Origin of the sequence: Pseudoalteromonas sp. SIMBA_162, from assembly GCF_046535955.1 — a bacterium.
GTDB classification, from domain to species: Bacteria; Pseudomonadota; Gammaproteobacteria; order Enterobacterales; family Alteromonadaceae; genus Pseudoalteromonas; species Pseudoalteromonas marina.
Genome location: NZ_JAWJBQ010001377.1, coordinates 1 through 230 on the forward strand (window position 1 = coordinate 1; position 230 = coordinate 230).

The window sequence follows — 230 nt, forward strand, 5'->3', positions numbered from 1 at the left end:
CCTGTATTGTCTTTCGCGGCCGAGCACGGCGGCCCTGAGTTGGAGAAGGTCGATATCGACCTGGCCGACAAAGCTGCCCTGCAAGACGGCGCGCGTACCTTTGCCAACGACTGCATGGGCTGCCACAGCGCAAAGTTCCAGCGTTATGAGCGGGTTGCCGACGATCTGGGTATCCCTCACGATCTGATGTTGAGCAAGCTGGTCTTCACCGATCTTGGCGCCGGTGAAGA

Annotated in this window: 1 pseudogene; it reads left to right on the plus strand. The window is 59.6% G+C overall.

Features of this window, described 5'->3' with window-relative positions:
• Positions 1–230 (plus strand): annotated as a pseudogene (locus R0J88_RS24120) (cytochrome c1); the annotation flags it as partial.